Consider the following 8,813-nt stretch of genomic DNA (forward strand, 5'->3'; position numbering starts at 1 on the left):
GTGCTCGGCAAACCAGGCGATCAGCGCATCGGGCTCGCTCAGTACCTTTGCTTCACGCACGATGCGGCCATCTGCATCCACCACGCACACACTTGAATATTCCAACGAGACATCGATTCCGGCATACTGCTTCATGGTCGTCTCTCCGTGATGCTATGGAGCAGGCCACTCCTGACTCCGCGAAACCATCATTGTGAGGGACGACCACCAGCCTTTCAAACCTCGCTGGCCGAGCTCCGCCCGTTACACCATCTAGTCGATGCCCGGTACGACAAGTGCCCGGATCTCGCCTTTCCGGGCGGGATTGGAGATCGCTTCCACGCCCTCCTTGAAACCGATCCGGCGGGAGATCAGTGGCTCGACTTGGATCGTTCCCGACGCGATCAGTTCGGCCGCCCGCCGGTGAGTGAACGGGTTGATAAATGAGCTTACCAGCTTGATCTCTCGGAAGAGGAGATCGAACGGCTCGATTGCGACCTTCACACCCTGCGGCATGACTCCGAGGATCACGACCGTGCCGCCGCGCCGCGCAAGCCCAGGTGCCTGTTCGATCGTTTCCGCTACGCCCGCGCATTCGATGACGACATCGGCGCCTCCCGGCAACAAACCGTCGTGCGCGGTCAAGCGGGACACGATATCGCCGACCGAGGGATCCGCATTCGCGGTCGCTCCCAGCCTTTCGGCGACCCTCCGCTTCTCTTCGCTGCGGGTAACGAGAACAACCTTTGTCGCTCCCGCCAGGCGGGCCAACTGGACGACCAGCAAGCCGATCACGCCGCCGCCAAGGACGACAACCGACGAGCCCGTTCGGATTTCCGCAAGGTCGACACCGTGGATGCAGCAGGCGAGAGGTTCGCAGAAGGCGCCATGCAGAGGCGGCAGTGCCAAGGGCAGCTCGAAAGCCTGCTGCTGCGGGATGCAGACATATTCCGCAAAGCCACCGTCGCGATGGATGCCGGTCGCCTGCAGGTTATGGCAGAGATTGACGCGGCCGCGCTGGCATTCTGGACACTGACCGCATGCGATATTCGGATCGCCGGTGACGCGCATGCCTTCGCGAAAGCCGCTCACGCCATCGCCCACTCTTTCGATGATGCCGCAGAACTCATGGCCGAGCGTAACGGGCGGCTTGGAAGGAAACTCTCCGAGGAACAGATGCCGGTCGGTGCCGCAAATGCCACAAGCCTCCACACGAACCAGCAACTCGCCAACACCCGGGTCGGGACGCTCTACCTCGCGCAGAGCCAGCTTGCCCGTCGCTTCGAGCCGAAGTGCCTTCATGTCTCTCCTCCTCAGACTTCTTCTCGCAAGGAGGCCCGAATGTCGATGTCTCGTCAAGCTGGTCCACAGTGGTGTACGGGTTCTCTCAGGTTAACTGGAATTTCCCGATCATCGAGATATATACCTACCGATCGAAGGTTTAGCCCAGGGGAACCGTCATGGAGTGGAAAGGCCGGCGTCAGTCCGACAACATCGAGGATCGTCGTGGCGATCCTTCCATGGGCGGATTGGGCAGAGGTGGAGGCTTCGGCTTTCCTACCGGCGGCGGCATGGGCCGGCGCGGCGGCGGCCTGAGCATCGGCACCATCATCTTTCTTGTTGTCATCTATTTTATCCTCAAGGCCATGGGCATAGACCTGCTGCAGGTTATGGATGGCGGCATGACGACCAACGGCCCCGGCTATGAGCAAAGCGAATCGGGAAGTCAGACACCTGCCAACGATGAAATGACCGCATTCGTTCGTACCGTTCTTGCCGAGACCGAGGACACGTGGAACGGGATCTTCAAGTCCCTTGGTCGTCAGTACGAAGAGCCTCGCCTCGTTCTCTTTTCCGGACAGACGCAGTCTGCCTGCGGCTTTGCCTCGGCGGCGACCGGTCCTTTCTACTGCCCGAGCGACCACAAGGTCTATCTCGACACTGCCTTCTTCAACCAGCTCAGCCGCCAGTTCGGCGCCTCCGGCGATTTCGCCGAAGCCTACGTCGTTGCGCATGAAGTCGGCCATCATGTTCAGAACTTGCTCGGCATCCTGCCGAAATTCAACGAGGCGCGTCAGCGGATGAGCGAGGCGGAGGCCAACAAGATGTCCGTCCGCGTTGAACTGCAGGCCGACTGCTTCGCCGGCATCTGGGGCAAATTTACCGATCAGAAGGGCATTCTCGAAGCCGGTGATCTGGAGGAGGCGCTGAACGCAGCCCAGCAGATTGGCGACGACAGGCTGCAGAAGCGCAGCCAGGGCTACGTCGTGCCCGAGAGTTTCAACCACGGCACTTCGGAGCAGCGGGCGCGTTGGTTCAAGCGCGGCTTCGACAGCGGGCAGTTGTCGGCCTGCGATACCTTCTCAGGCCCCGTGTGATTTGAGGCAGCCTCTCCTTATGTGGAGAGGCTGGCCAGCATCACTTTTCACTGTCCATATGTCTGATCTGTGCGTCAGGGTAGCGTGCACCCGCCGCGGCGTCCTTCGGCACGGCGCGTTCGATGGCCGCCATATCCTCGGTGGACAATTGCACAGAGCGCGAACCGAGCGCTTCGGTAAGCTGGTCACGTCGGCGCGCGCCGACGAGGGGCACGATGTCCTGCCCGCGGGCCGCCACCCAGGCGATGGCGATCTGAGCGACAGATACCCGCTTCTCGTCCGCGATCTTTCGCAGTTCCTCGACGAGCGCGAGGTTCTGATCGATGTTGCTGTCCTGGAAGCGCGGGCTCATGCCGCGGAAATCACCGGAGCCGGTTGCCTGTCCCTTATGCCAATGTCCGCTGATCAGGCCGCGGGAGAGAACACCGTAGGCGGTGATTGAAATCCCGAGCTCACGGCAGGTTGGCAGGATCTGGTTCTCGATGCCGCGCGAGATCAGTGAATACTCGATCTGCACATCGCAAATCGGATGGGCGCTGGCTGCGCGGCGTATGGTATCTGCGCCGACTTCCGAAAGGCCGACATGCCTGACGTACCCTGCCTTGATCATGTCACCGATCGTGCCCACCGTTTCCTCGATGGGAACGTTGGGATCCAGGCGGGCGGGGCGGTAGATGTCGATGTAGTCGACGTCGAGACGCTTCAGCGTGTAGGCGAGGAAGTTCTTGATCGCGGCGGGCCGGGAGTCGTAGCCGCTCCAGTTGCCGGCTGGATCGCGCAGGGCGCCGAACTTGACGCTGATGACGACGTCGTCCCGCTTGCGGCCCTTCAACGCTTCGCCGATCAGCATCTCGTTGTGGCCCATGCCGTAGAAGTCGCCGGTGTCGAGCAGGTTGATGCCGACGTCGAGAGCAGCATGAATCGTGGCAATGCTCTCGCTGCGGTCGGATGGCCCGTACATGCCGGACATGCCCATGCAGCCGAGGCCGATGGCCGATACCATTGGGCCGGTTTCTCCCAAACGATGCTTTTCCATTTCGTTCTCCTTCGTCACGCCGATGTTGATCGCCGGGAATAGTTTTATCGCGCCCCGGCCTCGTGCGATAATCCATATGAATGCGAACGAGCTGTACGGGGAAATGCACAATGGAAGACCTTCCTCTCAATGATCTGGATGCCTTCACGGCCATTGCAAGGGAGCGCAGCTTTCGCGCCGCTGCCCGCAAGCGCGGTGTCTCCGCTTCTTCACTGAGCGACTCGCTGCGGCGGCTGGAGGAGCATGTCGGTGTTCGCCTGCTCAACCGGACGACCCGCAGCGTCACGCCGACGGAGGCTGGGGAGCGGCTGCTCCAACGCCTGACACCTGCGCTTAGCGAAATCTCCTTGGCGCTCCAGCAACTCGACGTTTTCCGTGATAGCCCGAGCGGAACCCTCCGCCTCAATGTGCCGATCATCGCCACGCGGCTTTTCCTGCCTGATCTCGCCAGCCGTTTTCTGAAGCGTTACCCGCGGATCTCGCTCGAGATCGTCGGAGAGGATACGTTCGTCGATGTGCTCGCAGCCGGGTATGACGCCGGCATCCGCTATGACGAGCGGCTTGATCGCGACATGATCGCAGTGCCGATCGGGCCGCGCCGTCAAAGATATGTCACGGCGGCCGCGCCTGACTACCTCGAGCGCCGCGGTATCCCTGGTCACCCGCGCGACCTGCTCGAGCATGAGTGTATCAGGCATCGTTTCCTCAGCGGAGCTGTGTTGCCCTGGGAGTTCGAGCGGGCAGACGAGACTCTAGTGATTACGCCGAAGGGGCCGATCATCGCCAACACGATCGAAATGCAAGTCTCGGCTGCGGTCACCGGGCTCGGCATCATCAGGACCTTCGAGGAGGTTCTGATGCCCGCCATCGAGAGGGGAGAATTGGTGCCGATCCTCGATGATTGGGTGACGGAATTCTCAGGTCCGTTTCTCTACTATGCGAGCCGTAAACACATGCCGCCTGCGCTTCGGGCGTTCGTCGACTTCGTCAAAGGCGAACTGCGGAAAGAGGGGTAGAATCCCCGTTTGTTCCGGTTCTCGATCAACTTAACTCGTGAGCCTATCAAAAGATTTGAAATGTTCACGGATTGTTTCGCTAATATACGTGAGCTATGTAACAAATGCCGGCGACGAGATCGTCTTTTCAGAAATAGCCTGCTGTAGAGATGCCTCATGCTTGATCCGAAATTCGTTCGTCGCGGCTTGTTCCTTGTCTTCATGATCCTGTTTCTCGACGTGATCGGGATCGCGATCATCATGCCTGTGCTGCCCGCTTATCTTGAGCAATTGACCGGTGGGTCCGTGAGCGATGCAGCTCTCGATGGTGGCTGGCTGCTTGTCGTCTATGCGGTCATGCAGTTCCTGTTTGCGCCGTTCCTGGGCAATCTCAGCGACCGCTTCGGGCGGCGCCCCATTCTGCTTCTGTCGGTGCTGACCTTTGCGATCGACAACTTCATCTGCGCAGTGGCGACGAGCTTCTGGATGCTTTTTATCGGTCGTGCGCTGGCTGGCTTCAGCGGCGGCAGCTTTGCGACCTGTTCCGCCTACATCGCCGACATCAGCAATGATGACAATCGGGCCAAGAATTTCGGCCTGATCGGCATTGCGTTTGGCGTCGGTTTCACGATCGGCCCTGTCATCGGCGGCTTCCTCGGCGAGTTCGGCCCCCGGGTACCGTTTTTTGGGGCAGCGGCGCTCTCGTTCCTCAATTTCGTTGCCGCCTATTTCATGCTTCCCGAGACATTGGAGGCAAAGAATCGCCGGACGTTTGAGTGGAAGCGTGCCAATCCTCTTGGCGCGCTGAAGCAGATGCGAAACTACCCCGGTATTGGGTCAATCTGTGCGGTCATGTTCCTTTTCTGGCTGGCGCATGCCGTCTATCCGGCGGTCTGGGCCTTCGTATCGACTTTCCGTTATGGCTGGAGCGAGGGCCAGATCGGCCTGTCTCTCGGCATCTACGGCATCGGCGCAGCCTTTGTCATGGGCGTCATTCTGCCGAAGATCGTGCCGGTACTCGGCGAGTGGAAGACGGCAGTGCTGGGCTTGTGTTTTTCCGTCGTCGGACTGACGGGTTACGCCTTCGCCTGGGAGGGCTGGATGGTCTACACGATCATCGTGCTGACGGTGATGGAAAATGTCGCCGATCCGCCGCTGCGAAGCATAGCAGTCGCCAAGGTGCCCCCCTCTGCTCAGGGAGAATTGCAAGGGGCGCTCACCAGCCTCAGCAGCATCACCACGATCGTCGGGCCGCTGATCTTTACGCAGCTGTTCGGCTACTTCACTGGACCCGAGGCGCCGGTGCGTTTCGCCGGGGCGCCATACCTGCTGTCGGCCATCATCATCCTGATCGCGGCCATTGTGTTCTTGACGAAGGTACGCACGGTCAAGGTCGCAGATGCCGTCGAGCAGCCGGCCGAGTGAGCCATCAGAATTCGTGATGCGATGATGAATTTTTCATCATTTGCCTAGTTTTGAATGGCTCTTTGCGGAGCTTTGATCTAATTCCTCTTGATGTTTTGCCGCAACTTGCGGCCGTCAGCGATTCAATCACAGGACTGGTGTCATGGACACGCCGATCGACGCGCGCAAGCTAGCGCCGAAAAACGATAACCATTGGGCTGCGCATTTCCGCGCCACGCTGGCGCTCGGAGTCCCGTTGATTGGCGCGCAGCTGGCCCAGCTCGGCATCAACACGACCGACGTGATGATTGTCGGCCGTCTCGGTGCTGAAAACCTCGCTGCCATGGTGCTATCGGCGCAGTTCCTGTTCACGATCCTCGTTTTCGGCTCGGGTTTCGCCATCGCGGTCATACCGATGGTTGCGCAGGCCTACGGGAAGGGCGACGTCGTCAGCGTGCGCCGGTCGCTGCGCATGGGCCTTTGGGTCGTGCTGGCCTATTGGGTGATCATGCTGCCAGCGTTCTTCAATTCCGAGCGGATCCTGCTTGTCGCTGGACAGAAGCCCGAAGTGGCTGCACTCGCAAATGGCTACATATTGATCGGTCAATTCGGCGTGCTGCCGGGGCTGCTTTACAATGTCATGCGTGCGCTGGTCAGCGCGATCGGCCGCGCGGCGGTCATTCTCAACGTGACGATCGCGATGCTGGTGCTGAACGCCTTCTTCGCATATGCGCTGGTGCTCGGCCATTTCGGCTTCCCGGCAATGGGCCTAGAGGGAGCGGCGATCGTTTCGGTCGTCGTGCAGGCCGCCGGCTTCCTGTTTATCATTGGCTATGTGCAGAGCAGGGCGGAGACGCGGCGCTACGAGATATTCGTCCGGTTCTGGCGTCCCGACTGGAAGGCCTTCTGGGAAGTCGTGCGTCTCGGCCTGCCGATCAGCGTGACGATCCTCGCCGAAGTGAGCCTCTTTACCGTTGCCTCGCTGCTGATGGGGCAAATCGGAACGATCGAGCTCGCCGCTCACGGCATCGCGCTGCAATGGGCGTCGATTGCCTTCATGATCCCGCTTGGCCTGTCGCAGGCGGCCACCGTTCGGGTCGGCGTCGCGCACGGGCAGGGCGACTACACCGCAGTCGTTCGGGCTTCGATCGCTGTCGTCGTCATCGCCTGCCTGATCGCGGCGGCCGGCAGCATTCTGTTTGCTGCCGTTCCCGAGTTCCTGGGAAGCTGGTTCCTTGATACGACCCTGCCGGAGGCACCTCAGGTGCTTGCCTATGCTGGGCCGCTGATCGTTGTGGCAGGGCTCTTCCAGTTGGTCGATGGCTTGCAGGCAATCGCCAATGGCCTGCTGCGCGGCTTGAAGGATGCGCGCGTACCGATGATCCTGGCGCTGATCGCCTATTGGCCGATTGGCTTCTTCCTCGCTTGGGCCTTTGCGTTCCCGCTTGGCTTCGGTGGAATCGGCATCTGGTTCGGCTTCTTGGTCGGGCTGGCGGCGGCAGCCGTGATGCTTTGCGGACGCTTCTACCTGCTTGTCCGCCGCGAAAAGAACATGGCCGGCGTCTAGCCGGCCATTCGGATCAAGCCGCGATCGGCTTGTAGTTGGCAATGTCGGCGCGAATGCCTAGGCGTTCGAACAGCGCCTGCGGGTCGAAGTTTCTGGCGCGATGGGCTGCCTGCACCACCGCTTTGACCCGGTCGATCACCTCGGCACTTTCCCATTGCGCGATCGTCACGAAGTTGAACTCGCCAGGCCCTGAAACCTGCTCCAGCACCTGATGGCTGATGAAGCCCTCCTGCGCCTGCAAGACCTCGTGCGTCTTCAGCACGTTCATGAGGAATTCCTCCCGCGCAGCCTCCGGAACAGCAAACTTGTCGATCCGGTAAAACGCTCCGTTCATCCCTGTCTCCTTTGCTTTGGATGTCACAAGCGCGGGTGTAATTCCTCAAGTTAAGTTGAGGTCAATAGGTCGACACAAATGGCCACTGTAGGTGACCCGTGGGTGGTTAGGGCCGGTCTGCCTTGTGCGTAGAGGTTGGAAGGGAGCTCTAATTTGGTCGCACCAACCAAGCGACGTCAGATTGTAAGCAAATTCATTTCTGCGTAGCATCGGTCGGACCGTTGTGAGGAACTTGGGAGGAGGTCCTGCAGCATGTCCAAGCTCGTGTTCGCTTTGAACCAGTCCCTGGATGGTTATGTCGACCATATGGAATTTGGGCCGCCCGATCCCGTGCTCTTTCGTCATTTCATCGACGACGTGCGCGGCCTTGCCGGAAGCGTATACGGTCGCCGCATGTACGAGGCGATGCGGTATTGGGACGAAGACCATGCCGAATGGGACGAGGCGGAGCGCGACTACGCAGCGGCGTGGCGGCGCCAACCGAAATGGGTCGTGTCGCGCTCGCTGCAATCAGTCGGCCCGAACGCCACGCTTGTCGCGGACGACATCGAAGCGACCATCCGCGGGTTGAAGGCTCAGCTGGACGGAGTGATTGAAGTTTCCGGACCTGAACTGGCGCGAAGTCTTGGTGACCTCGGTCTGGTCGATGAATATCGAATGTATCTCCATCCCGTCGTGCTTGGTCGCGGCAAGCCGTTCTTCGCCGGCCCGCGGCCGCCGCTGCGCCTCGTGGCGAGCGATCGAATTGGCGGGGACGTGATCAGGTTGACATACGTTCTGGCATAGTCGCGCGACCGACCCGCCTCAGTCCGGCGGTGGCCGCGCGCTTATAATCTGCGACCTAGACGACCGATTCCATGAAAGCGGCGTTTGATGGAACCTGACGTGCGCTGGTGGATTCCTGGTTTGAGATTATTCAAATGAGGAGTTTCATCATGGCACCAAGGCGGCGAGTCATTGAGCTGGCGATGAGCGAGCAAGAGATCGAAACGCTGACAGCTCTTTCGCGGTCTCGAACCGAGCCGGCGAGCCGGGTATCGCGGGCAGCCATGCTGCTGGCCTACCGCGAGAACCCGTCGTTCTTTGCGGTGGGACGACGACTTGGCGTGCATCATCAGAC

8 protein-coding genes and 2 pseudogenes are annotated in these 8,813 nt (G+C 60.4%); 6 read left to right on the forward strand and 4 right to left on the reverse strand.

Going from position 1 to position 8,813, the window contains the following annotated elements:
- Both RHIBUN_RS37835 and RHIBUN_RS0132430 read right to left on the reverse strand, forming a co-directional pair.
- Positions 1-135: pseudogene (locus tag RHIBUN_RS37835) on the reverse strand (IS110 family transposase); the annotation flags it as partial.
- 117 nt (positions 136-252) lie between these two features.
- Positions 253-1,281 carry a zinc-dependent alcohol dehydrogenase family protein gene (locus tag RHIBUN_RS0132430; protein ID WP_018857190.1) on the reverse strand — a complete coding sequence of 343 codons (1,029 nt, stop codon included), beginning with the start codon at positions 1,279-1,281 and terminating at the stop codon, positions 253-255.
- A 158-nt stretch (positions 1,282-1,439) separates the two neighbouring features.
- Here RHIBUN_RS0132430 and RHIBUN_RS0132435 point away from each other — a divergent pair, with 158 nt between their 5' ends.
- Positions 1,440-2,357, forward strand: coding sequence for a neutral zinc metallopeptidase (locus RHIBUN_RS0132435; protein ID WP_025662823.1), 918 nt, complete (start codon positions 1,440-1,442; stop codon positions 2,355-2,357).
- 40 nt (positions 2,358-2,397) lie between these two features.
- Here RHIBUN_RS0132435 and RHIBUN_RS0132440 read toward each other — a convergent pair whose 3' ends face one another.
- Positions 2,398-3,393, reverse strand: a complete 996-nt coding sequence (locus RHIBUN_RS0132440; RefSeq protein ID WP_025662824.1) for an aldo/keto reductase — start codon at positions 3,391-3,393, stop codon at positions 2,398-2,400.
- A gap of 110 nt (positions 3,394-3,503) precedes the next feature.
- Here RHIBUN_RS0132440 and RHIBUN_RS0132445 point away from each other — a divergent pair, with 110 nt between their 5' ends.
- The 3 genes from RHIBUN_RS0132445 to RHIBUN_RS0132455 all read left to right on the forward strand — a co-directional run bounded on the left by RHIBUN_RS0132445 (position 3,504) and on the right by RHIBUN_RS0132455 (position 7,359).
- Positions 3,504-4,409: a LysR family transcriptional regulator gene (locus RHIBUN_RS0132445; protein ID WP_025662825.1), complete on the forward strand. Its 906-nt coding sequence runs from the start codon at positions 3,504-3,506 to the stop codon at positions 4,407-4,409.
- Between the two features lie 156 nt (positions 4,410-4,565).
- Complete coding sequence (locus RHIBUN_RS0132450) at positions 4,566-5,813, forward strand: tetracycline resistance MFS efflux pump (protein WP_025662826.1); 1,248 nt, start codon at positions 4,566-4,568, stop codon at positions 5,811-5,813.
- A gap of 142 nt (positions 5,814-5,955) precedes the next feature.
- The gene (locus tag RHIBUN_RS0132455) at positions 5,956-7,359 is read left to right on the forward strand and encodes an MATE family efflux transporter (protein ID WP_025662827.1); all 1,404 of its coding nucleotides are present in this window, start codon (positions 5,956-5,958) and stop codon (positions 7,357-7,359) included.
- A 13-nt stretch (positions 7,360-7,372) separates the two neighbouring features.
- On the opposite strand, the gene RHIBUN_RS0132460 is transcribed toward RHIBUN_RS0132455, so the two are convergent.
- A complete protein-coding gene (locus RHIBUN_RS0132460; protein WP_018857184.1) occupies positions 7,373-7,693 on the reverse strand; it encodes an antibiotic biosynthesis monooxygenase in 321 nt (106 codons plus the stop codon).
- A gap of 252 nt (positions 7,694-7,945) precedes the next feature.
- Between RHIBUN_RS0132460 and RHIBUN_RS0132465 the strand changes: the two genes are divergently transcribed.
- The gene (locus tag RHIBUN_RS0132465) at positions 7,946-8,479 is read left to right on the forward strand and encodes a dihydrofolate reductase family protein (protein WP_025662828.1); all 534 of its coding nucleotides are present in this window, start codon (positions 7,946-7,948) and stop codon (positions 8,477-8,479) included.
- A 149-nt stretch (positions 8,480-8,628) separates the two neighbouring features.
- Positions 8,629-8,813, forward strand: a pseudogene (locus tag RHIBUN_RS36170) (IS630 family transposase); the annotation flags it as partial.

Source organism: Rhizobium sp. IBUN (genome assembly GCF_000510625.1).
Classification (GTDB): Bacteria; Pseudomonadota; Alphaproteobacteria; order Rhizobiales; family Rhizobiaceae; genus Rhizobium; species Rhizobium altiplani.

Bases quoted from the DNA above. Each gene is read 5' to 3' on its own strand.
- RHIBUN_RS0132465 (WP_025662828.1), top strand. From the start codon at position 7,946: ATGTCCAAGCTCGTGTTCGCTTTGAACCAGTCCCTGGATGGTTATGTC.
- RHIBUN_RS0132460 (WP_018857184.1), bottom strand. From the start codon at position 7,693: ATGAACGGAGCGTTTTACCGGATCGACAAGTTTGCTGTTCCGGAGGCT.
- RHIBUN_RS0132450 (WP_025662826.1), top strand. From the start codon at position 4,566: ATGCTTGATCCGAAATTCGTTCGTCGCGGCTTGTTCCTTGTCTTCATG.
- RHIBUN_RS0132455 (WP_025662827.1), top strand. From the start codon at position 5,956: ATGGACACGCCGATCGACGCGCGCAAGCTAGCGCCGAAAAACGATAAC.
- RHIBUN_RS0132440 (WP_025662824.1), bottom strand. From the start codon at position 3,393: ATGGAAAAGCATCGTTTGGGAGAAACCGGCCCAATGGTATCGGCCATC.
- RHIBUN_RS0132435 (WP_025662823.1), top strand. From the start codon at position 1,440: ATGGAGTGGAAAGGCCGGCGTCAGTCCGACAACATCGAGGATCGTCGT.
- RHIBUN_RS0132445 (WP_025662825.1), top strand. From the start codon at position 3,504: ATGGAAGACCTTCCTCTCAATGATCTGGATGCCTTCACGGCCATTGCA.
- RHIBUN_RS0132430 (WP_018857190.1), bottom strand. From the start codon at position 1,281: ATGAAGGCACTTCGGCTCGAAGCGACGGGCAAGCTGGCTCTGCGCGAG.